At 67.2% G+C, this 24407-nt stretch carries 20 protein-coding genes and 1 tRNA gene; 5 read left to right on the top strand and 16 right to left on the bottom strand.

The genetic code is table 11. The features are described 5' to 3' along the window. Positions 1-140: 140 nt before the first annotated feature. Positions 141-845, bottom strand: a complete 705-nt coding sequence (locus AC6EKW_RS05785) for a hypothetical protein (RefSeq protein WP_273888394.1) — start codon at positions 843-845, stop codon at positions 141-143. A gap of 13 nt (positions 846-858) precedes the next feature. Beyond that, complete coding sequence (locus tag AC6EKW_RS05780; protein WP_498513897.1) at positions 859-2124, bottom strand: ArsB/NhaD family transporter; 1266 nt, start codon at positions 2122-2124, stop codon at positions 859-861. 41 nt (positions 2125-2165) lie between these two features. Between AC6EKW_RS05780 and AC6EKW_RS05775 the strand changes: the two genes are divergently transcribed. The 4 genes from AC6EKW_RS05775 to AC6EKW_RS05760 all read left to right on the top strand — a co-directional run bounded on the left by AC6EKW_RS05775 (position 2166) and on the right by AC6EKW_RS05760 (position 6309). Next, positions 2166-3260 carry a lysylphosphatidylglycerol synthase transmembrane domain-containing protein gene (locus AC6EKW_RS05775; protein ID WP_273888392.1) on the top strand — a complete coding sequence of 365 codons (1095 nt, stop codon included), beginning with the start codon at positions 2166-2168 and terminating at the stop codon, positions 3258-3260. An 84-nt stretch (positions 3261-3344) separates the two neighbouring features. Next, positions 3345-4142, top strand: a complete 798-nt coding sequence (locus AC6EKW_RS05770; protein WP_273888444.1) for a PrsW family intramembrane metalloprotease — start codon at positions 3345-3347, stop codon at positions 4140-4142. Positions 4143-4206: 64 nt separating this feature from the next. After that, positions 4207-5526 carry an amylo-alpha-1,6-glucosidase gene (locus AC6EKW_RS05765; RefSeq protein WP_498513896.1) on the top strand — a complete coding sequence of 440 codons (1320 nt, stop codon included), beginning with the start codon at positions 4207-4209 and terminating at the stop codon, positions 5524-5526. Positions 5527-5541: 15 nt separating this feature from the next. Then, positions 5542-6309: an SDR family oxidoreductase gene (locus AC6EKW_RS05760; RefSeq protein ID WP_498513895.1), complete on the top strand. Its 768-nt coding sequence runs from the start codon at positions 5542-5544 to the stop codon at positions 6307-6309. A gap of 68 nt (positions 6310-6377) precedes the next feature. Here AC6EKW_RS05760 and AC6EKW_RS05755 read toward each other — a convergent pair whose 3' ends face one another. Beyond that, entirely contained in the window at positions 6378-8216 is a 1839-nt protein-coding gene (locus AC6EKW_RS05755; protein ID WP_498513894.1) for an MDR family MFS transporter, read from the bottom strand. Positions 8217-8286: 70 nt separating this feature from the next. Beyond that, a complete protein-coding gene (locus AC6EKW_RS05750) occupies positions 8287-8742 on the bottom strand; it encodes a MarR family winged helix-turn-helix transcriptional regulator (protein WP_273888388.1) in 456 nt (151 codons plus the stop codon). A gap of 140 nt (positions 8743-8882) precedes the next feature. Between AC6EKW_RS05750 and AC6EKW_RS05745 the strand changes: the two genes are divergently transcribed. After that, positions 8883-9350, top strand: coding sequence for a MarR family winged helix-turn-helix transcriptional regulator (locus AC6EKW_RS05745; protein ID WP_498513893.1), 468 nt, complete (start codon positions 8883-8885; stop codon positions 9348-9350). A 22-nt stretch (positions 9351-9372) separates the two neighbouring features. On the opposite strand, the gene AC6EKW_RS05740 is transcribed toward AC6EKW_RS05745, so the two are convergent. The 12 genes from AC6EKW_RS05740 to pyk all read right to left on the bottom strand — a co-directional run bounded on the left by AC6EKW_RS05740 (position 9373) and on the right by pyk (position 24403). Next, on the bottom strand, positions 9373-11523 hold the full coding sequence (locus tag AC6EKW_RS05740) for a transglycosylase domain-containing protein (protein WP_273888386.1): 2151 nt from the start codon (positions 11521-11523) through the stop codon (positions 9373-9375). Positions 11524-11676: 153 nt separating this feature from the next. Further along, on the bottom strand, positions 11677-13008 hold the full coding sequence (locus AC6EKW_RS05735; protein ID WP_273888385.1) for an ABC transporter ATP-binding protein: 1332 nt from the start codon (positions 13006-13008) through the stop codon (positions 11677-11679). Positions 13009-13017: 9 nt separating this feature from the next. Beyond that, on the bottom strand, positions 13018-14724 hold the full coding sequence (locus tag AC6EKW_RS05730; RefSeq protein ID WP_420542065.1) for an ABC transporter permease: 1707 nt from the start codon (positions 14722-14724) through the stop codon (positions 13018-13020). 243 nt (positions 14725-14967) lie between these two features. After that, positions 14968-15999: a lysylphosphatidylglycerol synthase transmembrane domain-containing protein gene (locus AC6EKW_RS05725; protein WP_273888383.1), complete on the bottom strand. Its 1032-nt coding sequence runs from the start codon at positions 15997-15999 to the stop codon at positions 14968-14970. Between the two features lie 3 nt (positions 16000-16002). Then, positions 16003-17754: a phosphatidylglycerol lysyltransferase domain-containing protein gene (locus tag AC6EKW_RS05720; protein WP_273888382.1), complete on the bottom strand. Its 1752-nt coding sequence runs from the start codon at positions 17752-17754 to the stop codon at positions 16003-16005. Positions 17755-17772: 18 nt separating this feature from the next. After that, complete coding sequence (locus AC6EKW_RS05715; protein WP_273888381.1) at positions 17773-18681, bottom strand: alpha/beta hydrolase; 909 nt, start codon at positions 18679-18681, stop codon at positions 17773-17775. After that, a complete protein-coding gene (locus AC6EKW_RS05710) occupies positions 18678-19355 on the bottom strand; it encodes an HD-GYP domain-containing protein (protein WP_273888379.1) in 678 nt (225 codons plus the stop codon). Before AC6EKW_RS05710 ends, AC6EKW_RS05715 begins: the two co-directional genes overlap by 4 nt. A gap of 161 nt (positions 19356-19516) precedes the next feature. Beyond that, positions 19517-22051: a glycoside hydrolase family 2 protein gene (locus AC6EKW_RS05705; protein WP_498513892.1), complete on the bottom strand. Its 2535-nt coding sequence runs from the start codon at positions 22049-22051 to the stop codon at positions 19517-19519. An 88-nt stretch (positions 22052-22139) separates the two neighbouring features. Further along, positions 22140-22213, bottom strand: a tRNA-Leu gene (locus AC6EKW_RS05700). Between the two features lie 48 nt (positions 22214-22261). Continuing rightward, positions 22262-22696 (bottom strand): DUF501 domain-containing protein, encoded by a 435-nt coding sequence (locus AC6EKW_RS05695; RefSeq protein WP_498513891.1) that lies wholly within the window; start codon positions 22694-22696, stop codon positions 22262-22264. Continuing rightward, positions 22683-22982, bottom strand: a complete 300-nt coding sequence (locus AC6EKW_RS05690; RefSeq protein ID WP_498513890.1) for an FtsB family cell division protein — start codon at positions 22980-22982, stop codon at positions 22683-22685. The genes AC6EKW_RS05695 and AC6EKW_RS05690 overlap by 14 nt, the downstream gene beginning before the upstream one ends. Next, the gene (gene pyk / locus AC6EKW_RS05685) at positions 22979-24403 is read right to left on the bottom strand and encodes a pyruvate kinase (protein WP_273888375.1); all 1425 of its coding nucleotides are present in this window, start codon (positions 24401-24403) and stop codon (positions 22979-22981) included. Before pyk ends, AC6EKW_RS05690 begins: the two co-directional genes overlap by 4 nt. Positions 24404-24407: the final 4 nt, after the last annotated feature.

The following is a 24407-nucleotide window of genomic DNA, read 5'->3' as shown; positions in this document are numbered from 1 at the left end:
ATCACCTCCATCCCGGAGCGAGGGGGTTGTAGTGTTGTCGTGAAGGCTGCCCCAGGATGTGTGTCCGCATGATACCGTGGCTATGTCAGACGCGGCGCAGAGCCGCGTAAGAGTCCGGTAAGAATGTCCCTGCACACCCTTCATCCGAGCAACACCACGTCGCAGCCGGCGTGGTCGGTCACGAAGCGTGCGACGTGACCCAGACGACGGCGGGCCGGCCCGCGCTCCGGCGGGTGAGCCTCGAACGAGGCTCCGGAGTCGAGAGAGACGACGAGGTGGGCGTGGACGTGTCGGGGGCGCCGCTCTCCCCGGACCTCCACGTTCTCGCCCTCGCGCAGGGCGGCTTCGATCTGCGCTCCCCGGTGCGGGGGGAAGCGCACCTCCGTTCCGTCCTCCAGGTAGAAACCATCGACCTCGCCGCGGGGGCTGCGGTGCCAGCCGGAGATCCTGTCGGAGACCACGACCGGTCCGCCGTCCCCGCCCCCGCGGCCGAGGATCAGCACCGAGACCCCGTGCTCTTCGGCCGCCCGCACCAGCTCGTGTTCCGGTCTGCCGCGCAGCAGAAGGACCCCGACCTCCACCCCGGCACCCGGCAGAGCGCCGGAGAGGAGCGACCGTTCCTCCTCCAGCATCTCCATCGCGGCGGCCTCCGCCTCCCTCAGGAGGTCCCCGGAGTCCGGCTGGCGCCTCCCGAGCAGTCCCCGCAACGCGAGGTCGTAGCCCCGGAGGGCCCGCTCGTCCAGAACGTGGGCGAGCAGGATCCGACGCACCCCAGAGAGGTAGCGCGAGGCGCCGCGCACCATCCGCTCCCGGTCCCTCCCCTCGATGCAGACCATCGCAAGCAAAAGAGAGCACCCCCTATGGTCCGAAGAGGCCGAACGAGACCCAGAGCCCCACCGCCGAGGCCACCAGGATCACGGGGGCGGAGACCAGGCCCACCCTCAGGTACTCTCGGGAGGTGATCTCCATCCCCCGCCCGCGGACTATGGAGAGCCAGATCAGGGTCGCCAGAGAGCCGACCACCGTGAGGTTGGGGCCTATGTCGATGCCGAGGAGCGAGGCGTAGGCCAGCGCCGGATGATGGGCCTCCGAGAGGGCTCCGAGCGAGGCCACGGTCATGGGGACGTTGTTTATGAGGTTCGCGCCGAGGGCGGTCCCGGCGGCCACGGCCAGGATCGGAAGCAGCCCCTCGCCGGGACCGGCCGCCGCGTAAGCCTCGTGCAGCGCCCCCGCGAGTCCTGCGTTCTCCACCGCCCGCACCACCACGAAGAGCCCAACTACCAGCACGATCAGACCCCACGACACCGACCCCGCCACCTCGCGCAGCCCCACCCACCCGCGCCAGCGCGCCACCGCCACGAGCACCGCTCCCCCGATGAGCGCAACCAGGCCTATGGGAACGCCGAGGGCCGGCGCGACGAAGAAACCCGCGAGCACGGCGGCCATGCCGGCCGCCGCCAGTCGGAAGAAGGCGGGGTTCTCCGGGACGAAAGAAGCCGGTTTGTGCTCGTAGGCCCCGGACAACTCTCCACGAAAGAGCCAGAAGAAAACCGCCGCGTTCGTCGCCACGGCCAAGAGGGCCGGCACCAGCATAACCAGGGCGAAACGGAGGAAGCCCAACCCCAAAGTGTTGTAGACGAGGAGGTTGGTCAGGTTCGAGACCGGCAGAAACAGCGAGGCGGTATTCGCCGTGTAGGTGCAGGCGAACATGAAGGGCAGCGGCGAGAGGCGCAGCCTCGAGACCATGACGTAGACCACGGGGGTCAGGACTATGGCGGTCGAGTCCAGCGAGAGAAACGCCGTAACCAGCGTCCCGGCGACGAAGACGAAAGCGTAGAGCCGGGGGACGCTCCCGCCCCCGGCCCGCGCCGCCCGCGAGGCCACCCACTCGAAGAACCCCGCCCGCTCGGCCACGGCGCTCAGCGCCATGAGGCCGACCAGGAAGATCAGCGCGTCCTGGGTGGTCCGCAGGATGTCGCCGAACTGGGAGAGGGAGACAAGCCCGGCCGCGAGCACGGCTCCACCTCCGGCGGCGGCCCACCAAGCCTCGCCGATGCCGCGGGGGCGGGTGAGGACGAGGGCGAGCGTCGCGGCGAAGACCAGCCCGGCAAAGAGCCCGCTCACGCAAGTGATGATACACGCACGGGGCACCGGATGCTGTTATCTTGTGGCGTCTCGACCAAGAAGCGGGAGGATACGCTCTGCACACCCTGGTGCGCAACCTGCTCTACCTCGTCTCGGTGGGGCTGGCGCTACACCTGCTGCTGCCGCAGTTGCCGGGCATCGAGCGTTCGGTACGGCTCGTGCTGCACGCCGACACCCCGTTGCTGGTCGCCGCGTTCGTCTCCGAAACGGTGAGGAGCATCTGCTACTCGGAGCTCCTGGGGCGCTCGGTCGGCGCCGCGTCGGGGATAGGGGCGTCGCCGGGGCTGCGCAGGCGCGCCGGGCTGGGCTTCTGGTACATGCTCCGCCTGACGCTCACGGGCCTCGGCGCCTCGCGGGTACTACCGGGCGGCGGGGCCGCGGCGGCGACGGTGACCTACGGAGGAATACGGAGCCGGGAGATCGAACCCCGGCGGGCGGGCCTCGCGCTCGCCGCCGCGACGGCTCTTTCGTACGCGGCCCTGGGTGTGATGTTCGCGGCGAGCGCGCTATACATGCTGGCCCACGGCGGGCGCGGCCCGGTCGGTTCTGCCACGGCGTCCGTCGCGCTCGTGATCGCCGGCTTCATCCTCCTGGGAGGCTACATGGCCAACAGAAACCCACGCACGGCGAAGGCCTTCCTGGTGCGCGTGACGAGCCTCTGGTACCGACTCCCCGGCCGACGGCACGGCGAGCTGCAGGCGGAAAGGAAGGCCGCACAGATCGTCGACCGGGTGCGCGACGAGCTGCGGGCCATGTTCCGCCAGATCCGGAACAACCCGGCCGAAGCCTCGCGGCTAGCCATCCTCGCCTCCGGCTACTGGGCCTTCGACGCCCTCTGCCTGGTGTTCACCTTCCGCGCGTTCGAGGTGAACACGGGGGTCGTCGAACTCCTCGTCGCCTACGGCATCGCCACCACGGTGGGGTCCCTCCCGATCACCCCCGGCGGCATCGGGGTCTTCGAGACGCTCATGCTCGGGACGCTCGCGCTGCTCGGCACGGGATCTGAGGCCGTCGTCCCGATCCTGGGATACCGCATCCTGAACTTCTGGCTGCCGATACCGCTGGCCGCCGTGCTCTATCCCACGCTCCGCGTCGGGCGCAGGAAGGTGAGGTGAGGCTGGCTTGACCCGCGCCATCGATCCGGCTATCTTGGCATCGAACGTTTCTTGTCGAGGAGAGGCGGGGGCTTCCGCTTGGGCATGATCAAGCGCCGGTGGCTGCAGATCTTCGTGAGCGGGCTCGTGCTGCTCTACTTGCTCGAGAACGCCCTCGTCCGGACCGGGAACCCCAACTACGTCCCTTCGGTGATCATGATAGGGGCCTTCCTGGTCCCGGTGAGCTTCACCGCCTACCTCTACGAGAGGATGCCGGACTGGGAGGTTCCGTTTCCGGCGCTCGCCGTCTGCTTCCTGTGGGGCGGGGTGCTCGGCACCGTCCTCGCCGGCGTGTTCGAGTACCGGGTGCTGCTGAGCCTGGGTTTCCTGCCGCTGCTGGGGGTGGGGCTCATCGAAGAGGCGGCGAAGCTGGTGGTCCCGGTCGTCTTCTACCTCATGGGGCGCTACCGCTCGGAGGCCGACGGGATCGTACTCGGGGTGGCGACCGCGATGGGCTTCGCCGCGCTCGAGACGATGGGTTACGCGTTCGTCATCCTGCTCAAGTCCGGGGGCAACCTGACCGCGCTGAACACGGTGCTCCTGGCGCGCGGGATCCTCTCCCCGGCGGGGCACGCAGCCTGGACCGGGCTCGTGTGCGCGACGCTCTGGCGCGAACGCATCGCGGCAGGCAGACCGGTGGTGAACGGCCGCGTCGTCGGAGCCTTCGTCGTGGCGGTCGTGTTGCACGCGCTCTGGGACACCTTCAACGGGGCGGGGCTCGGCCCGGCCGTGTACGGCTGGCCCGTTCTGAGGCTGCTCGGCCTGCTGGTCGCGCTCGTGAGCTTCTCGCTCCTGATCCGGCGGGTGCGCGAGGCGAGCGCGGACAAGCGCTCCTCCCCTTGAACGATCCCGCATCCCTCTCCCGAAGGTATTATCCTGTTTCTGGCACGAGACGGAGGTGGGCGCTTTGACGAGCGAGAAGAAACGCAAGATCTCGATCGAGCAGGCCAGGAAGATACTGGATTTCAACTGGACCGGCAGCTACACGCAGCCGGGGCCGCGGCTTTACCCGCACCAGTGGTCCTGGGACTCGGGGCTCGTCGCCTTCGGCTACGCCCGCTACGACACCTCCCGGGCGGTGCGCGAGCTGCGCCACCTTTTCAGCGCGCAGTGGAAGAACGGGCTCCTGCCGCAGATCGTCTTCAACCCCGCGTTCGGGAACTACTTCCCGGGTCCCGGGTTCTGGCACGCCAAGGAGAGCCCGAACGCACCCGAGCACCACAAGACCTCGGGCGTGATCCAGCCCCCGGTGCACGCCACCGCCGTGCTGCACACCTACCGCCACGCGGGAGACGAGAAGGAGGGCAGGAGGTTCCTCGAAGAGGCGTATCCCCACCTCAGGAGCTGGCACGACTACCTCTACCGGGAACGTGACCCGGAGGACGAGGGTCTCGTCTACATCCGCCACCCGTGGGAGAGCGGGATGGACAACTCCCCTTTGTGGGATACGGTCATGCTCGCGATACACCTCAAAGCAGAGGAGATCCCGCGCTACCACCGCGCCGACACCCACACCGTCTCCGCCGCCGACCGCCCGACGAGCAGCGCCTACGACCGCTTCGCCTGGCTGGTCAGGTTCTTCGCCGAGCGGGAGTACGACGAGGCGAAGATCCGGGAAGACTGTCCGTTTCTGGTGCAGGACGTGCTCTTCAACGCGCTGCTGTACCGGTCCGATCAGGACCTCGCCGAGATCGCGCGCATCCTCGGCGAGGACCCTTCCCCGATGGAGGAACGCGGCGAGAAGACCAGAAGGGCGATGAACGAGAAGCTCTGGGACGAAGAGCACGCCATCTACCTCGACTACGACCTGGTCTCGGAACGCAAGATCCAGGCGTACGTCACCCCGAACTTCGTCCCGCTCTACGCCGGGGTGCCGGACGAGGAGCAGGCCAGACGGATGGTCGAGAGCCTGAAGGGCTACTTCGACCTGGAGAACGAGAAGGTCATTCCGATCCCCTGCTACGACGTGCACGGCTTCGGCTTCTCGCCGGTGCAGTACTGGCGGGGGCCGGTCTGGATAAACATAAACTGGTTCTTGATGCGCGGGCTCGAGCGCTACGGGCACGACGAAGAGGCACGTCGCCTGCGGGAGAGCATCGCGAACCTCGTCGAGGACTCCGGCTTCCACGAGTACTTCGACCCGTTCGACGGCAGCGGGCACGGCTCGGTCTTCTTCTCGTGGACGGCCGCGCTCTATCTGGATACCGTGATGGACGAAGAGGGCTGAAAGGAGCCGAAAGAGATGCAGCTCAAGGACAAGGTCGCGATCGTAACGGGCTCATCGCTCGGGATAGGCAAGGCCATCGCGAAGGCCTTCGGCCGGGAGGGCGCGAAGGTCACGGTCGACTACCGCAGCCACCCCGACGAGGCCAGAGAAGCGGTGGAAGAGATCGAGAAGGCAGGCGGCCAGGCCATCGCCGTGCAGGCCGACGTCTCGAAGCCCGAGGACATAAAGAAGCTCGTCGGCAGGACGGTCGAGGAGTTCGGGCGGCTCGACATAATGGTGAACAACGCCGGGATCGAAGAGAAGAAGCCGTTCCTGGAGACGCCGCTCGAGACCTGGGAGAAGGTCATCGCGGTGAACCTCACCGGGGTGTGGCTCTGCTGCCAGGAGGCGGCGAAGCAGATGGTCTCGCAGGGGGACGGCGGCAGGATCATAAACGTCTCCAGCGTCCACGAGGAGATAACCATGCCCACCAACGCCCCCTACTGCGCGGCGAAGGGCGGGCTGAAGATGCTCATGCGCACGATCGCCGTCGAGCTCGCCCCGCACGGGATCACCGTCAACAACATCGGCCCCGGCGCGATCGAGACCCCGATAAACCAGAATCTGAAAGAGAACCCCGACCAGATGAAGCAGCTCCTCGAGGAGATCCCGCTCGGGAGAATCGGCCAGCCGGAGGACGTCGCCTCGGTCGCGGTCTTCCTCGCCTCGGACGCCGCCTCTTACGTCACCGGCAGCACCTACTTCGTGGACGGGGGGATGATGCGACAGTCCGGGAGCCTCTAGCCCCTCCACCCCCGGCGGCCGCACCGGAGATCTGGCCGGCAAGCTTCATCCGGTCCGGACATCCTCCCTCAGGAGGAGAGACCATCGTCATCTGCGTCCCGACGCATCCCGGAGAGGAGGGCCTGCACGGCGAGCGGGCGCAGCACTTCTCTTGCGGCGATCACCGCGCGCTCCTTCTCGGTGCCTTTAGACTCGGGGACGAGCCTGGAGGCGGCCGAGATCAGGTTCGGAGAGTCACCGTTGGCGCTCTCGACCCTGCGGGCGAGGTACTCCAGGGTGATGCCGGTGAGGATCGCCCGCTGTCGCTCCCGGTCGGAGTCGGGCTGCTGCATCTCGGGTGCGCGTCCGGGGAGGCTCGCGTCGTCGAGGTGGAGGTTCTTCATCGCGAGCGCGGCCATGAACCCGAGCAGGACCGCGACCAGCGTGAAGAGGAAACCCTCGTGGATCGAATGCGCGAGGGCGGCACGGGCGCTCCGTAGAACCGCGGCCAGGAGCTGCTCGCCGCCGGGGAAGGCGGAGACGGCCCGGGAGAGGGCGCGGCGGGCCTGCTCGCTGACCAGCGCCTGCGGGTTCTGGAGGGCGTGGACGAGGCGAGGTGGGGCCTGTGAGGGGGCATCGCTGGCAAGCCTGTCGGCGTATCCGCGGGTGACTATCGAACCGACGACGGCGGTGCCGACGGTGGAGCCTATCGAGCGGATGAACTGGGTGGCCGAGGTGGCCACACCGAGCATCTTCCTCTCCACCGTGCTCTGCACCGAGAGGGTGGAGGTAGGCATGATCGGGCCGAGCCCGAGTCCGGTGACGATGAGGTAGAGGGCGACGGTTCCCTCGCCGGAGTGGACGCCGAGCGTGCTGAGCAGGTAGACGCCTGCGGCCATCACGACGGTGCCGATCACCATGAAGGGCTTGGTGCGCTTGAACCTGGCGACGAGCTGGCCGACGACGATGCCCGTCGCGGTCATCGTCAAAACCAGCGGGGTGAGGATGGTCCCAGAGCCGGTCGCGGTCTTGCCGAGCACGCCCTGCACGAAGAGCGGAGTGTAGAGGATGACGGCGAACATCGCGACGCCAACGAGGAACATGAGCGCAGACGCGGAGGCGAAGACCCGACTTCTGAAGAGCGAGAGCGGGATGACGGGCTCCGGAGCGCGCAGCTCCAGCGGTACGAAGGCAGCGAAGAGGAGGGCGGAGGAGATGAGCCCTCCGACGACGCGGTCGGAGCTCCAGTCGTATCCCTGCCCGACCCAGGAGAGGGCGAGCAGGAGCGCGACGACGGCGGCGGTCACCGTGGCGGCCCCGGCGAGGTCTATCTTCGCCTTGCGGCGGTTGCTGCTCTGCGGGAGCACGAAGGGCAGGACGAACAAAGAGAAGATGCCGAGGGGCAGGTTTATGTAGAACACCCACCGCCAGGAGAGGTTGTCCGTGATCCAGCCTCCCAGGGTAGGACCGATGACGCTGGAGAGCGCGAACACGCTGAAGAAGATGCCCTGGTAGCGGGAGCGGCGGGCCGGGTCGGGGAAGATGTCCGCGACCGAGGTGAAGATGTTCGAGAAGATCATGCCGGCCCCGAGCCCCTGCAGCCCGCGGAAGATGATCAGCTCGTTCATCCCCCAGGAGGCCCCGGAGAGGGCGCTGGCCGCCAGGAAGACCACTATACCGGAGAAGATGAACCACTTTCTTCCGTAGATGTCGCCGAGCTTGCCGATGACCGGGATCATCGCGGTGGAGGCGAGCAGATACGAGGTGGTCACCCACGCGTATTTGTCGAAGCCTTTCAAATCGGCGATGATCTTGGGCATCGCCGTCCCGACCACCGTCTGATCGAGCGCCACCAGAAAGAGCGCGAGCATGAGCCCAGCCACCGCGAGAACCTGTGCCCTGACCCCGGGCTCCTTCAGACGGCTCATCCTCACACCTCCCCTCCGAACGTGAAATAATCCTTCAATCTTTGGGAACCCTTTCTCGCAAAACGAACGTTCATCTCATCGCCTCGGCGAGCAGCCCGAGCAGCCTCGCGAGCTCTCCGGCCTCCCGCTCACTCATGGCGCCAGACACCCGCCGCCCCAGCTCCTCCTCGAGCGCCGGCACCACACCGAGCAGCCTCCTCCCCTCGTCGGTGAGGTACATCCTGACCACCCGATTGTCCTCGGGATCGCGCTCCCGAAAGATCAAACCCTCCCCCTCCAGCGCCTGCGCGAAACGCGTCACCCGCGAAGGGTCGAGCCCGTGCTCCTGACAGATGGCAGCCTGGCTCACCCCCTCCCCACGGCCGATCTCGGAGAGCACGAAGAGCTTCATCGCACCGATGCCGCTCTCCCGCTCGATCGCACCGAGCGTCCGCTTGAAGGCCAGCGCAAGCCGCTCCAGAAGCGGCTCCTCGCCAACGAAGATCCCTACCCCGGCCTCCTTCTCGTTCCGCAAAAACTCGGACATGGAATACCTCGTAACACTCCGTAACCGCTGCCGGGAGAGTATACGGAACTTCCTTGCGGTTTCAATCTTTGCACCGGTAATTTTTGTGATCCCAAACACAAGGGTTCACAAGGGGAGAGGGGGCGTGCTACAACACCCTCGTGGACGACCGTCACGAGAGCGAAGCCGGCAGAAACCCACGCCACGATCCGGAGGATCTGGTGGTGTTGCTGCGAGACGAGATCTCGGCGACGCTCTCGTACACGGCGGCGGTGGCGCGACGGGTGGGGCTCGGGCTCTCGGAGGTGGCTGCGCTGGAGCACCTCGGTGCGGGGGAGCTTACGCCCAAGGAGTTGGGGCGGCGGCTCTCGATGAGTTCGGGGGCGGTGACGGCGCTGGTGGATCGTCTGGAGCGGGCCGGGTTCGCGAAGCGATACCCCAACCCCGAAGACCGGCGCAGCTCCGTGATAAGGGCCACGCCGCGGGGGGTTGCGGAGGCCCGGCGGCACCTCCGGCCGCTCGTGCAGGAGATCCGCGCGGTAGTGGAGCACATGGACGAGGACGAGCGTCGGGCGGTCGCGCGCTTCCTGCGGGATGTCGTCGCCGCCGTATGGAGGCAGGTAGACTGAGGATACGACGCCGAAGGGCCTCCTACGGCAGGTTCTTCTGGATGTTTTGGAGGAGCTGGTGCAGCCCCTTCAGGAAGTTCGTACCCCCGCCTCCGGAGGAGCTTCCCTGCGTCCCCCGGCCGGCGCCGCTACTCGCCGGATGGACCGGCGGAGGGGAGAAGGCGTTTATGCTGGTGCCGCGCAGGCCGTTGTCTGCCAGGTTCTGGATGTCGTTCGGGGGCACGTAGATCGCGTGCAGCCCGGAGAAGTCGGGCTTCGGGAAGCCGACATTCGGCTTGTTCCGGAGGGCTTCCTTGAAGAGCTGGATCATGATCTCCTGCGGGATGCTCTCGCCGTAGACGTAGCCTATCCCCGGCACGTTCGCCATCGAGCCTCCCTGCGGGTAGCCGACCCAGACGGCCATCGAGTACTGAGGGGTGTAGGCCGCGAAGTAGGCGTCGTTGTCGTTGCTCGAGATGCCGGGCTTACCGGCGATGGTATGCCCGGTCTCGGCGTCGGCGTCGTGGAACCATCTGGGGGTGCCGTTCTTCATGACCCCTTCGAGAACCGAGTCCACGACGGCGGCCTGGTTCTTCGTGAGCGCCCGACGGGAGGTGTGGTGCGGCGTCCAGATGACCCGGCCGTTCTGTTCGACCTTGCTCACGACGTACGGTGAGTGGTAGACGCCCCCGTCGGCAAGCGTCGCGTAGGCCGAGGCCATCTCGAGCACCGTCACCCCCTTTTGTAGCCCGCCGAGGAGCATCGAGGGATCTCGGTTGAGGGACGAGGTGATCCCCATCTGGTGAGCGGTTCGGATCACATTGTCCAGCCCCACCAGGAGCCCGAGCTGAACGAAGACCGTATCGTCGGAGACCTCGGTCGCCTTCTCCAGCGTCATCGGCCCCCGCTGCTTGTAGGCGAAGTTGTGGATGCTCGCCGGGGTTCCGTTCCAGGAGAACTGCAGGTTCTTCGAGACGAACACGCTCCTGGTCGGGTCTATGCCGTCCTTCACCGCGGCGGCGAGTGCGAAGGTCTTGAAGGCGCTGCCCGGCTGCCTGTATCCCTGGGTCGCGAGGTCGAATCCACCGGGGGTCATCCCCTGCAGCGAGAGGACCGCTCCGGTGCCCGGCTGGACCACCGCCGAAGCGGCCGAGGGATCCACCGAAGGGTCGGGCAGCAGAGCTTTGGCAGAGTAGTAGGTGTTCTTCTGGAAGCTCTCCTTCATCGGAGTGTAGATCTTGAGGCCTCCGGTCTCCAGCTTCTTCTGGCCGAGTTTCCTGAAGAGGAGGTTCTTCACCGCGGTAGTGTACGCCTCATCCTGAGCAGGGGCCGAGAAATCGTAGGGGTGAGTCTGCAGCGGAGTCTTCACCGCCTTCTCGTAGCGGGAGCGGGAGATCATGTGTTGCTCGAACATCGCCTTGAGGACGGCGTTTCGCCTCTGGGTGGCGGCCTTCGGGTTCTTGAGCGGGTCCAGGTAAGTCGGTGCGTTGACCAACCCGGCCAGGGTGGCCGCCTGCGGCAGGCTCAACTTGTTCGCGGGTACCCCGAAGTAAGTCAGGGACGCAGCCTGCGCTCCGTAGGCGTTATGCCCGAAGTAGACGGTGTTGAGGTAGTTCTGCAGGATCTGGTGCTTGGTGTGGCTCATCGCGTAGGGGACCGAGAGCGCCGCCTCGGCCAGAACCCGCCAGATGTCCTTCTGTCCCCGCAGGTTCTGCTTTATGTAGAGCTGCTTCATGAGCTGCTCGGTGAGCGTCGAGCCCCCCTGCCTCGGCGCCCCGTGGGTGATGTCCACGACTATCGCGCGGGCTATCCCTTTGGGATCTATCGCCGGGAACTCGTAGAAGTTGTTGTCCTCTATGGCGATGAGCGCCTCCGGGAGATACGGCGACATCTTGCTCAGGGGAACCACGATCCTGTTCTCGGACCCGAAGACGTAGCTCACCGGATGGCCGGAGGAGTCGTAGATCACGCTGCTCTGGTCGAGGGAAGGATGGGCGGCGAAGAACCCCGGCGGGATCGGCCCGTCCTTTATCGTGCCCTCGGCCTTTATCGCGGCGAAACAGATCAGGACCACCGCCCCCAGGACGAAGAGGCCGAACCATCTGCGCCTGCGATAGAGGCGCTTGCGGAACTCTTTCCTCTTCTGGCGCCTCCTGGCGCCCACGAACCTCATCCGACCACGATAGACCTTCACGTCGACATTCTCCACAACCGGCGCAGCAGCTTCGACCTCCCTCGAGCATGGAACCGGGGCGCTCGCCTACCATGATTACGCCCGACACGTAAAATAGTCGCTAAAACGTGGCCTCGGGTCGTGAAACCCCGTTCCTCGGCGGGACAGGCGGCCTCATCCCCGCTCGTCGAAGTTCGGGGTGCGGATCTCCCTGCGGGCGGCGTCGTACTCGTACAGCTCGGCGTATCTGCCCCAGTCCACGGCCACCTCGAGCTGCCGGCGCGCCTCCTCGGGGCTGAAGTGGTTGCCCAGAATGTCCAGGAAGAGCCCCTCGGGCAGCGCTCCGTCGGAAGCTCGTCCTATGGCCCTCTCGATCACCCGCACGAGCCACACCCGCTCCCTCACCTGTCGGGCGAAGAGACGTTTGGAGATTTGGATGTCCGCCGATGCGAACTCGTGGCCCACGTCGGTCATGTGCACCTCCCCGCCTTCGGTCCTCACGAACCCGAGGAGCTGGCAGGCGTCGACGAGGGGCACCATGTCGTCGACCTCGAGGCCGAGGTCGGAGGCGAGGTCCGCCAGGTCCGCCACCCCGCCCTCGGCCTGCAGTATCTCCAGAAAACCCGACAACCCGTCGACGCTCGCGTGGGGGATCATGCCGGGGGATACCCCCTTCTCGCTCCCGGATTCCGTCTCACCCTCCAGCTCCCCGCGCAGCTCCTCCTCACGCCCCATCATCACCCCGTAGGTTCTGTCGAGCAGCGCCTCGAAAGCAGCGGAGCGCCGGTCGCGCGGACGCGGCAGGCCGACCACCAGAGAGTGCTTTATGCGACCGGGGTTGGTCCCGAGCACCACCACCCGGTCGGCGAAGAGCAGGGCCTCCTCGATGTTGTGGGTGACGAGCAGTATGGACCTCGCGGGAAATTCACCGGCCTGCCACAGCTCGAGGATCTCGGTCCTGAGGTTCTCGGCGGTGAGCACGTCGAGCGCGCTGAACGGCTCGTCCATGAGCAGCACGTCCGGCTCGACGACCAGAGCCCGGGCGAAGCCCACCCGCTGGCGCATCCCCCCCGAGAGCTCCTTGGGGTAGGCCGACTCGAACCCGTCGAGCCCGATCAGGTCTATCACCTTGAGCGCCCTCTTCCTTCTCTCCTCACGCGGCACGCCGCGGGCTTCGAGTCCGATCTCGACGTTCTGCTGCACCGTGAGCCAGGGCAGGAGCGCGAAGGTCTGGAAGACCACCGCCGTGCCCGGGTTGGAGCCGGAGAGGGGCCTGCCCCGGTAGAAGACGTTACCCTCCGAAGGAGGTATGAGCCCCGCGATACAGCGCAGCAGCGTAGACTTACCAGACCCGGACCTCCCGAGGAGGGCCACGATCTCCCCCTCGTGCAACTCGAGGTCTATCCCCTCCAGCACCGGGAGGTTCCCACCGGAGGGTGTCTCGAAATCCTTCCTGAGGTTGCGTACCGAGATGATAACTTCGGACGTCGTCGTGACGGATGCCATCTTCTCCTCCTACAGCGAGTAACGGGTCTCTGCCAGAGCGTAGAGCCTGCGCCAGAGCAGGCGGTTGAAGGCCACAACGTAGAGGCTCATCACCGCAACGCCGGTGAGGATCTGAGGCCACTGCCCGGTCGCCGTCGCCCGGGTGATGTAAGCCCCGAGGCCGGAGGCGGTGAGCGTGGTGCCACCGTAGCGCACAACCTCGGCCACGATCGAAGCGTTCCAGGCCCCTCCGGCCGCCGTGATCCCCCCCGTCACGTACGCCGGGAATATGCCCGGGAGGATCAGGTACCGCCACCTCTTCCACCTTCTGAGCCCGCTCGCCTCGGCCGCCTCCCGCAGGTCGGTCGGTATGGCCATGGCCCCTGCTATGGTGTTGAACAGGATGTACCACTGCGAACCGAGTGCCATCAGAAGGATGCCGCCGAGGTTCAGGCTGATACCGTACTTCAAGAAGAGCAGCGTAGCGAAGGGGAAGAGCAGGTTGGCCGGGAAGCTCGCCAGAACCTGTATCAGCGGCTGTGCCAGGCGTGCCACTCTGGGGTTGAGCCCGATCCAAACCCCCACCGGCACCCAGACGAGGGTCGCGAAAACGAGCACGGCGAAAACCCGTCCGAGCGTGAACGCGCCGAGCAGGAAAGCCCCACCCAGACCACCCAGCCCCACCCCCCTGAGCACGTAGTCAGCCATGCGGTAGATCCCGTAAGCTATCGGGAGGAGTACGAAGGCGGCGAAGACAAAGTCCCCCGTACGCCCGGGGAGCTTCCTTCCGCCAGGCAACCCGTCCCCCGACGGATACTCCCCATCGCGCCCCAGTATCCGCATCATCCTGCCGAGCGGTTCGGTCACGACCGCCCAGGCTGACCCGGCGAGAGACGCGAAGATCGAACGCCGCAGCACCTCCAGCACCCAGGATCTCTGTACCTCGGCGGCCTCCGCCTCTTCGACCTTGAAGCGCTCGGCCCACGCGGTGATCGGGCGCCAGAACAGGAAGTTTATCGCGACGACCATGAAGGCCATCGTGACTATCGCGAGGACCACCCCACCCAGGTTCCCCTTCCTTATCGCCTCGGCGGCGAACGAGCCGACACCCGGCAGCTGGTAGTCGTGGTTGAGCACGCTGATCGACTCGGAGGCGGCGAGGAAGAACCACGCCCCACCGAAGCTCATCATCCCGTTCCACACCAACCCGACCATCGAGTTCGGCACCTCGATCTTCCAGAAGCGCTGCCAGCGGGTGAGCCTGAGCATCCGGCTCAGCTCGTCGAGCTCGCGCGGCAGCGCCCTGACCGAGTGGTAGAAGCTGAACGTCATGTTCCAGGCCTGCGCGGTGAAGATGGCGAAGATCGAAGCACACTCCAGGCCCAGCATGCTGTGGGGGAAGAGCGCTATGAACCCCGTGACGGTCACAGAGAGGAAGCCCAGCACGGGCACCGACTGCAGGATATCCAGAGCCGGCACGAGAACCTTCTCGGCCCTGCGGCTCTTAGCAGCGAGATATCCGTAGCCCAGCGTGAACACGACCGAGAAAAACAGGGCCACGAACATCCGGATCGCGCTGCGCAGCGCATAGTAGGGAAGCTCGGCCGGATCGGTGCTCACCCGCACCGGCCGCGAGGGGGTGAAAGAGGAGACCATACCCCGCCCGGCCCACACCACCGCGAACAGCAACAGGAAGACGCCCGCCAGCACCACGACGTCCACCATCCCGAAGGGCATCCTCCCGAGAGCCTGCCGGCTCGGGAAAGTCCGCACTCTCTGAGACACTCTCCACCTCCTCTCCGTGAGCGCATCGACTCAGGAGGCGAGGATCCTTCGAGCACGGACCCCGGGGAAGCAGGATGGTCGACCAACCACGCCCTCCCCGGGGTGGGATGACGCTCCGGTGGGGAGCGGGCCGCTACCCGGTGATCGGGCGCGAGGCGAGCGACCCTCTACTACTCGGGCCTTCGTCCGCGTGGCTCAAGGATCGCTCACCTCCTCTTTCGGGTAGCTTTCTTCTCCGGCGGGGATTATATACCCGCCACCCGGCACCCTGGTGACGGCCTCTCGGCGGAGAAGCCCCCGGTACAGGGGCAGGCTCACCATGAACGGCAGCACGTAGTAGACGATCCGGAACAGCAACGCGGCGAGGACCGCCTTGCCCAGAGGTACGCCGAGCAGAGCGAAGAGCGCGGACATCGACGCCTCCTGCACACCGAGCCCGCCGGGAACCATCGAGGCGGCGCCGGCCACCGCCCCGAGGACGAAGCCGGCGAGGAGGACGGCGGGTGCGAGGTGGTACCCCAACGCATCGAAGCAGAACCAGAGCGCCCCCGCACTGCACCCCCAATCGGCGACCGAGAGGGCGAGCGGCACGAGGGCGTTGCGCGGTCTGGAGCGGAGCAGGGCGACCCCTCCGCGGATCTCGCCCCACAGCCGCCCGAGGAACCCCCCCGCGAACGTCCCCTGCAACGCACGCCACAACGGAAGCCTGACCCTCCGAACCGAGACGAGCGCCGCCAGCGCCGCCAGGATCCCGGCGAAGAGCACGCCTCCCCACCCCACCGAAAGGCGTGCGCTGCCGAGCAGGAGGATCCCCCCGGCCGGGACGAGCAGCACCAGGATCAGGTTGTTCATCACCGAGTGGGCCATCGAGGCGGCGAGCATGTTCTCCGCCGGCCGGCCGCGGCGTCTCGCCACGAGCACCCTGAGCGAGTAGCCCGCGGCCCCTCCGGCGGAGGTGAGATAACCGAGCGCGCAGGAGACGAACCCTACCGTAAACAGCTCCCTCCGGGCGAGGGAGACGCCGAAGACGCGTCCGAGCACGGCGAACGATCCGCTGAGGAAGAGGTAGGATGCCGCGGTGAGCAGCAACGCCGCGCCGACCGGCCAGGGCCGGGCCCGTACGAGCACCCCGCTCACATCACCCCGGGCCTGTACGACCAGGACGGCCCCCGCCGGGATGGCGACGGCGAGGAGCGCCACACCCGCCAGAACCTTCCACCGGCTCATGCCTCATCCACCCTCGGTGAGCATCACCAGCGCGAGCACCACCCTGGTCGGCCCGCTCAACCTCCCCCTGTAGACCAGAAAGCGCCTCTCCCAACGAGGCTCGAACTTCGCCTTGTAGTTCTTCAGCCCCTTGTAGGAGAAGAAGCGCGTGAGAGGCTCGGAGAGCTGCCCGAGGATCCTCTCCTCCAGCGGCGCACCGGGACGCCCCCCCGTACCGGAGAGAGGGGCGAGCCCCAGATCGAAGGTCCTGTATCCCCGCTCCCTCAGGTGGAGCATGGTCTTCGTGAGCAGGTAGTCCATCGTACCGTTGGGCACCTCCGGCCTGTGGCGCATGAGGTCTATCGTGGCCTCGCCCTCCTTGTAGGAGGGGACCTCGTTGGCGAAGGCGACGACGCGGCCGTCCGGGTCCCGGACCAAAAAGAGCGGCGTGCCGCCGACGTACTCCGGGGAGAAGGACCCTATCGTGAAGCCCCGCTCACGTCTGCCGGGCAGCGAGAGCCAGGCGCGGGAGACCTCCTCCACCTCCGACAGCAGAGGCCCCCGGTGCGGGGGCTCCGCCCGCTCGAAGGTATACCCCTCCCGCTCGAGCCTGCGCACCACGTAGCGGAACCACTTGCGATGCGACGTCCGCTCGCCGAAACGGGCGAGGTCCACGATGGCCTCCTCGCCTATGAGCACCGCCTGCATCCCGAAAGATTCGTAGAGCGGCAGGAGATGCTCTTCGGCCTCGTAGAACGCCGCCATCCACCCGTTGTCGGTGCAGAAATCGAGGAAGTCCTTTACGAGCCCCGCGAAGGCTTCCCGACGGCCCGAGGGATCGCCCAACACCAGCGCGACACCCCGGGCCACACCGTAAGCAACGAAAGCGGAGCCGTCCTTCGAGAAGAAGTAGGACTTGTCCGGCTGAAGCTTGAAGTAGTCGAGGGAGGTCCCCCCGTACCGGTGCAGCAGCTTGCCGGCCCTCTCCCGCTCGTGCGGAAGGACCTTGTACCGGTAGGAGAGCGGCCTGAAGAGGCTGTAGGCGGCGAACGCGCCGCTCATCAGGCCGGTCCAGCCCAGCGAGTCCAAGAACCACTCCGCCTGCGCCGTACGGGGTCTGGGAAGTCCGGTCCCGAGCAGGGCGTAGGCACGCAGCGTCTGCACGAACGACGCGGCGAGCCTGAAGTTCGTCCCGAAGTCCCGCCGGTCGAGGAGCCAGAAGCCGAGCGTGCCGTAGGCGAGCGCGAACAGCAGGCTCCCCCCCATCAGCAGTAGGCCGCGCTTCATGCTGCGCGGCTCGCTGCGGACCGTGAACTCCCCGCGGAAGGCGAGCAAAAGGGCGAGGGTCAACACCGGCACGACGAACCAGTGCTCCGGATGGTGCACGTGGTGGGGCACCCCCCGGTAGAGCTTCATCACCCGGAAGAACAGGTGCCCCACGATGATCGCGGCCGAGCTGGCGGTGGCCAGCTGCCAGGCGACACGTTTGCGTCGCCAGAGGTTGAGCGAGAGGTAGACGAGGGCGAGCCCGAAGACGAGGCTCAGGGTCCGGTTCCAGTAGTGCAGACCGAAGGGCAGGCTGGAGGAGATGTTTCTCTCCGGCACCCGCACGATCTGGACCCAGAGTATCTCCAGCACGCCGTTGTAAAGGGCTGCGAGCGCGACCAGCCGGACGGCCCATCTTCTCGCCGTGCACGGCAGGATGTGCCCGGACAGCGTCTCCACCAGAGGACCGATCCTCTTGCGCAGGGGCCGTTTCTCGATCTCCGTTCTCACAGGAAGACGCTCCCGTTCCTACTCCAGATGTCTGCTCGCGAAGATCAGGAAACTCGAGAGGTGGGCCCTCCACAGAGCCCACGAGTGCCCGCCACTGTAGACGTGGAAGGAGAGGTCCGCGTGCCTGCGCTCGAGCTCGTGTGCGAACTGCTCGGTCTGGCGGAGGAACACGCCGTCGCTCCTGCCGGCGTAGAGGTAGAAGGCGGGGAGCTTTCCCTTCAGATGGTTCAGGTAGTCCATCGGGCTGTTGCGGCGGGCCTCCACGCGGGCCCGGTGCCCGAAGAGACGCCTGGCGTCGTTCGGGAACATCTTGAAATACCCGGAGAAGCTCCCGATCACCCCGTACTCGCCGCGGTGCTTGAGGCCCAAATTGGCGGCTCCGAATCCTCCCTCCGAGAGCCCGGCTATCGCCCGTCCGCCGGGGCCATCCACCGTGCGGTAGTGCTCGTCTATCTGCCGCACGAGATCCCGGGTGATGTACGTCGCCCAATCTCCCTCCGCTCCGTTCACGTACTCCGAGGAGGGGGAGAACTGCGAGGGGTTGCCCTGGGGCATGACCACGATCATGGGCCGGACCTTGCCCTCGGAGATCAGGGTATCCATCTTGTCTTTGATCCCGCCGACGTTCACCCAGTCCTCGGGGCGGCCGGGAGAGCCGTGCAGCAGGTAGACGACGGGGTAGTGCTCGAAGTGGTTTTGCAGAGCCCCGTAGCCCGGGGGCAGGTAGATGAGATACCGCACCGTCTCTCCCAGGGCCCTGGAGTAGAAGTAGTGGGTCTGCACGGTCCCCGATGCGCCGTGGTTGACGTTGGGGTCACCCCAGAGGGTGCGGTACATGTAGTAGTTGTAGCCGGCGAAGGCCCCGCCCCCCACGACGAGCAGCACGGCGGCCACGGAGAAGAACGTCGCCACCCTCCGGCGTTTCACGGCGAACCCGCCTCCCCGGAGCGCCCTTTCCGCAGGATCAGCGCGGAGAGGGCGTCGAAGACGCACCCGTCCAGCGTGAGCCCCGCCGCAGCACCCAGTACGTCGAGCGCAACCTCCGGGGGCAGCGGACGATGGTAGGGCCTTTCGTTCACCAGCGCATCGTAGGCGTCCGCCACGGCGATGATCCGGGCCTCGAGCGGGATCTCACACGCCCGGAGCCCCGACGGATATCCGCTGCCGTCGAGCCTCTCGTGGTGGGAGAGCACCGCGTGCGGGACTTCCGTCCCCGGCAAAACCTCGTGCACCAGCGCCGCGCCGAGCTCCGGATGAAGCCTCATGCGGGCCCACCCCCGCTCGTCCAGCGCCTCCTCCCCGGCGAGCAGGTCTTCCGGGACGAAGAGCTTCCCGACGTCGTGCAGGAGGGCCGCGAGAGCGACGGCGCGGACTCTTTCGGAGGGGAGGTCCATGGCGAGGGCGATCCTGCCCGCGAGCGAGCACACGCGGCGGGAGTGCTCCGCGGTCTGCGCGCTGTGTCTCTCCAGGGCATCTACCAGCTCCACGACGGCCGCGTCGGCCTCTACGCCGACCCCCGCCAGAACCAGCCGGGTCCGTAGCCCCCAGGCGGGACCAGGGGCCCGGATCGGATCACCCGTCTGCAGCACGTTCTTGCTCATCTCGGACCACAGGACATACCGGCGGCACTCCCTCCCGGCTCCCCGCCGGGGAGTCGCCCTGGAACCCGTCCGTCCGGTCTCTCCCGCATGGCGAACCATGAGTCTGCAGACGCAGCCTTAGAATTTCCTGAGAGGGAGGTAAACATTCGATAAAGTTTTGCCTATCCCGCCGGGAGGACGTAGAGGCTCGCGGAGGAAGAGCCGAGCAGCGGACATCTCGCCACGAGGCGCACCCGTCCCGAAGCACCTTTTTTCGACCTGATCCAGACGGCCCCCGTTCCTCCGTTGGCTCCGAGGTCGAACGGGTTGTCTCCGACCAGCAGCGCGGGTCCGCTGAGGTGGAGGTAGACCCGGCCCGAGGCGCGGTAGCGAGGCGCGCCGTAGCGATCCACCACCTGAAAGTAAGCCCGGGTCATGTCCGAGCCGTCCGCGAGGAGACGATCGTCGTCGAGCTTGAGGAGCAGACGGTCCCCCGAAGGGTCGGAGGAGAACCTGCGCGTGATGACGCGCCGTCCCCGGACGTAGCCGTCTATCCTGAGCTCGGGGTACCCCGAACCGTCCACGGTGAGATCCACGACGAAAGGCGGGTACTCGAGGTGGGGAAAGTCCGCGCGGTCCGGGAGCAGCGAGGCGAAGTGCCTCCCCCCGACGAAGACCTCCAGCCGCTCGCAGTTGGACCAGATGGTGGACTTCCGGCCGGGTCCTCCCGGGGGCGCGTACGGCCCGAAGTCCCAGTAGAAGGCCGGTTCGATCACTGGGCGCACCGAAGGATCGACCTGCGCGCGGTAGAAGGCCGCCCCCGGCTTGGGGACCCGGAAGACGTCGCAGACGCCGGTCCACTTCACCCCCCGGAAAGAGTAGCCGTGGCCCGAGGGGTAGTCGAAGGCGCTCCACGCCAGCAGCCCGCAGTAGCGTTCGTCGGAGGCGGCCCGGTCGTGTACCGCGGCGTGCAGTATCGCCTGCTCCTGCTGCACGCGCCCGGTGTCGATCCTGCGGTAGAAGTGCGGACCGACTATCGCACCTATCGCCTCGCTCACCAGGTAGGGCATGTCCACCCTCGGCGGCCTCAGCACCGGCAGCCGGAAGTTCCCCGTCCTGCTCCGGACGTACTTCCTGGTGTAGTCGTTGAAGGAGAAGACGTCCTCCGCGAAGCTCCGCGTCGAGTATGGGTCTTCTTCCCTTCCTTTCCGGCTCTCCTTGATCCCCCCGGACTCCTCGGGGGCGCGCTTGACCGCACCGGTCGTGGGGCGCGAGCCGTCGAGATCCCGCGCGATCTCGCGCGTCCTGCGGTAGAGCGCGGGATCGTTGCGCGTCTCGTTGAGACGGGTTCCCCAGATGACGATCGAGGGGTGGTTGCGGTCCCGCAGGATCATGCGCCGCACGTCCCGCAGGACGTAGCCCCGCCAGCTCGCATCGCCGATGTAGTCCCAGCCCGGGGCCTCTTCCCAGACCATCAGCCCGAGCTCGTCGCAGGCGTCGAGGAAGGCCTCCGACTGCGGGTAGTGCGAGCAGCGCACCATGTTGCAGTTGAGCTCTCGTTTGAGGATCTCGGCGTCTCTGCGCTGCACCCGCGCGGGCATCGCCCCCCCGACGTAGGGATAGAACTGGTGCCTGTTGAGACCGAAGAGCTTCAGGCGGCGCCCGTTGAGGAAGAAACCTTCCCTGGTGAAGCGTGCCTCCCGGAAGCCGGTCCGGGTCTGGAGGCGGTGGACGACGCGCCCCGCCAGGATCAGGCTGAGGGCGACGTCGTACAGGTTCGGGCTCCGCACGTCCCAGAGCTTCACGTCTCCGAGGGAGGCGAGCGTGAGGTGCACCCTCCTGCGGCCCGGCTCCAACCCCGGGAGTCGGACGGTACTCTCAGAGATCACGCTCCCGCCCTGAAGAAGCTCGGCCCTCACGTGCACGGGAGAAGGCGTCCTCCGTGCCGAGTCGATCAGGCACTCGACCTCTAGACGCCTGCGCGCCGGGTCGAGAACGTCGGCCGGACGGGCGAACGGGTACGCCAGGAACGTCTGCGGGTACACCCTGAGGTACGCCTCCCGGTAGATGCCCCCCGGCTGCCAGTAGTCGATGGAGGCGGGCCCGTAGGGCCGAGGCCTGTCGGGTGGGACGTTCTGTCCCCAGCGGGCATCGACGACCACGGCGAGCTCGTTCTTCCCGGGTCTGAGAAAGCGCGTGATCTCCCGCTCGAACGGCACGTATCCCCCGAGATGCCTGCCGGCGAAGCGCCCGTTAACGTAGAGCAAGGCCCCGGTCAGGATCCCGGCGAACTCCACGAACACGCGCCCGGCGAGGGCGTTCCCGTCGGCGATCACCTCCCGCCGGTAGACCCACAGGTGCTGCCAGCGCTCGGGCCTCCAGTCGCACCACGAGAGACGCACGACGGTGTGCGGGAGCACGGCCTCCTCGTAGCGGGAAGGCCCCCGGTAAGGCCAGAGCCCGGGCTCCTCGAGCCGCCCGTACTCCCAGCCGTCGTTCAGCTCGAGTACGGCGGGTGAGACATGCGCGTTCGCCCGTCCCGTTCGATGTGGAGCAGGTGGAGGCATCCTCCCGTCGGCCCCGAGAAACCCGACCACGCCCGCCAGCGTGAGGCCCAGCTTCAGGAAGCCCCTGCGGGAGACGGTGGGAGCCGTCCCGTCCCGGAGATCACCCGCCGGCTCTAACACCCCCCCACGCTTCAGCTCAGGAGTCCTCATACCCGGGATTGCAACCCGCGATCCTGAGAAAACGATTAGCGTCCCGCAGAGACCCCGGGGCCGCCGGGATAGGCAAGAAGGGGTGGAGTAGGGGCGGTGGGACTCGAACCCACACTGGGCGGATTTTAAGTCCGCTGCCTCTGCCGATTGGGCTACGCCCCCGGGTCGTTCAAGAATATACCAGCAACGAACCCGGCGGCCAAAGCCACCTCAGAGTGAGCAACACCCGCCCCTCGGGTACGGTTCGTCCACCCGATCGAGGGTCCACTCCGCGACTGGATTCGGGATGGCCCCTGCGAGATGGAGCGCGGTGAAGGCGTGCAGGCACTTCACGCCGCCACCCTCCCCGACGCCGGCGACCCGGCTCCCGTAGCGGGCGCGGTGCTCCTCGTGGATCCTCTCCACCACCCCGGGACCGACCTCCCGCCAGGCCTGCCTGACCCCTCCGGCGGACTCCACCCTGGAGACGGCTCGCACCAGGCTGGGGCAGGTCAGCCAGAAGCGGGTCGGCATCTCGCGTCCGGTCTCGTTCTCGATCACGCTCGGCGCGCCGTAGGGACAGCGGGCGGCGACCCGGAAGGGCCGGGGCTCGCGCCCGAGCTGGCGCGCGACGATCTCCATGTCCTGCGGACTACTTCTCTCCACCACGCTCGCGCAGGACGTAGACCTTCTCGCCTGGTTTTATCATCCCGTAGCGCTCGCGCGCGGCCCGTTCTATCCCGGATGGGGTCTGGAGGCTCCGCGCCTGATCGGCCAGCCGTGTGTTGCGCTCCCGCAGATGCGCGAGGCTCTGCTGGAGGGAAGAGATCTCCGAGCGGTCCACGAAGATCTGGCGCAGCGGCGAGACGTAGGACGACAGGAGCAGCCCGATGAGCACGGCGTAGAGCACCACGGCCGCCGGACGGTACCGGTGCCGGGCGCGCCGTCTCACCGGTCCTCGCCCACCGTGTGGACCTGCAGGGTGTTGGTCGAGCCCGGCACGGGCCCGGCGGTCCCCCCGATCACGATGATCTCGTCCCCCTCCTTCACGCACCCTGTGCTCTCGGCCGCCTCGATCGCCTCCCGGAAGCGCTCCGCGAGCGAGCCGGCCTGCTCCCCCTGGATGGCCGTCACCCCCCAGACCAGCGCGAGGCGGCGCACGGTCCTCTCCTCGGGGCTCACCGCGAGGATGCGGTTCGGCGGCCGGAAGCGCGCCGCCCGGATGCACGAGAGCCCGCTCTGGGTGGCGGTCAGGATCGCCTCCGCGTCGAGCACCTCGGCCAGCTCGCAGGCCGCGTGGGTCACCGCGTCGTAACGGTCGCCCCGCCCCCAGGAAGCCGAGGCGGCGATGTCCCTCCCGTAGTTGATCGCCGCCTCCGCCGCCCGGCAGACCCGGTCCATCTCCTCCACGCTCTGCACCGGGTAGCGGCCCACCGCCGTCTCCCCGCTCAGCATCACCGCGTCGGTGCGGTCGAAGATCGCGTTCGCCACGTCGGAGACCTCGGCGCGGGTCGGACGGGGGTTGCGGATCATCGAATCGAGCATCTGGGTCGCGACGATCACCGGGCGTCCCAGGCGTCGGCAGCGGGCGACGATGCGCTTCTGCTCGATCGGCACCCGCTCGGCCGAGAGCTCGACGGCGAGGTCCCCCCGCGCGACCATCACCCCGTCGGAGGCCTCTATGATCTCCTCGATGTCGTCTATGGCCTCGTGCTTCTCTATCTTGGAGATCACGGGGACGTCGTCGCCGAACTCCTTTATGAGGTGCTTTATGTCGCGCACCTCCTGGCCCGTGCGCACGAAGGAGGCGGCGATCCAGTCGGGCTTCAACACCTCGACCCCGAAACGCAGATCCTCCACGTCCTTCTCGGTGAGGCCGTGGATCGAGAGCGAGGAGTCCGGGAAGTTGAGGCCCTTGTGCGAGGAGACGGGTCCGCCCTCTATCACCTTGCAGACGACCTCGCCGTTCTTTATCTCCTCGACCTCGAGCCCGATCAGGCCGTCGTCTATGAGCACCCTGTGCCCGGGCTCGACGTCCTCGGCGATCCGCTCGTAGGAGGTCGGCAGCCGGCTCGCGTCCCCGACGAAATCCCCCGGCGCGATCACCACCCGGTGCCCCTCGACGAGCTCGGTGTCCCCCTCGACCTCCCCCGTCCGTATCTTCGGGCCCTGGATGTCCTGCATGATCGCCACGTTGCGTCCGAGCCGGGCGGAGACCCCGCGCACGACCTCTGCGTTGTGCCGGTGCATCTCCTGGTCCCCATGGCTGAAGTTGAACCGCACCACGTCGACGCCGGCGCGCAGGATCGCCTCTATGGCTTCCTCGGAGGAGGTCGCGGGCCCTAAAGTCGCGACTATCTTGGTGCGCCGCATCTCT

It is taken from the genome of Rubrobacter sp. M3-4 (assembly GCF_059772285.1).
The sequence above is the reverse complement of the archived record's forward strand: the minus strand, read 5'-3'. Positions and strand labels throughout refer to the sequence as shown.